Source organism: Rhodococcus sp. EPR-147 (assembly GCF_001647185.1).
Classification (GTDB): domain Bacteria; phylum Actinomycetota; class Actinomycetes; order Mycobacteriales; family Mycobacteriaceae; genus Rhodococcoides.
The window spans coordinates 1-933 of record NZ_LVCU01000065.1; the positions used below are offsets into that span (position 1 = coordinate 1).

Annotated in this window: 1 protein-coding gene and 1 pseudogene; one reads left to right on the plus strand and one right to left on the minus strand. The window is 62.8% G+C overall.

Going from position 1 to position 933, the window contains the following annotated elements:
* Positions 1-289 (minus strand): annotated as a pseudogene (locus A2J02_RS03035) (hypothetical protein); the annotation flags it as partial.
* 309 nt (positions 290-598) lie between these two features.
* Between A2J02_RS03035 and A2J02_RS03040 the strand changes: the two are divergent.
* The coding region (locus A2J02_RS03040) for a hypothetical protein (RefSeq protein ID WP_156516058.1) at positions 599-933 on the plus strand (335 nt) is incomplete at its 3' end.

Consider the following 933-nt stretch of genomic DNA (forward strand, 5'->3'; position numbering starts at 1 on the left):
GCATTTTCAGGAAGATCGCGCCCAGGATGGCTGTGATGGCGAGGAAGCTCGCCACGATTGACTGGACGACGAACAGTGGGAGGGAGCGGACGGCGACGAGACCGAGCAGGAACCCGAGGCCGTCGAGGCCCACTCCGAGCAGGTATTTCCACGATCTCAGGAGCCGGACGAGCAACCGCGGATCGAGTCCCTCGACCTGGGCGGTGCCGCGTGCCGCGGCCGCCTGCAGGATCGACCCGACGCCGTAGCAAATGGCGGCGACAACAGCAGTGGTGAGACCGAGGGTCATGGGGACAGTCTGCCGCATTCGCAATCAGGTTGTCGCCGTTCGGCTCTGGCGTTTTCATTTCGGTGCCGCAGCTCATCGCGGTGGAATTGTCGAGTCCGCCCGCATTGTTCGGCAAAACAGGCATTATGAATCTTTTCGCTTTCCGCATCATGACGACGTCCATATTCGGATACGCTCGATTTGGCCGTCGCCCAACGTGATCCGACGGCCGACGTGCACGGGGAACATGCCCGCGCGAGCATCTGAAATGGCATGTCCGGAAAAAGAATTGCCGCCCGGGGCGGCTCGTTCGCGGGAGGTATCCCTTTCATGACTGTGGAGCAAACAGAGGAACGCGGCGCAATCCAGCCTCAGCGGCCATCCCTCGACCGTTGGCCCGACCTGTTTGCCGCGGCTGCTTTTCTCTTCGCGACCTTCGTCCTGGTGATCACGCTGGTACCGCCGTGGTACCGCTACTTCGCGGCGGACGACGACATCGTGTCGCTCTTGCTGGTGCCCGTGTACCCGGGACTGGTCTACGCCGCGCTGTTGTACGTGATGGGCGTGGCCCTCCGGCGACGCCTTCGACCTGCTCTCGTGCTCCTGATCGCGTGGTGGTTCGTCATCCCGAGCATCGGTCGGGTCTGGAACATTGTCGACGGCGA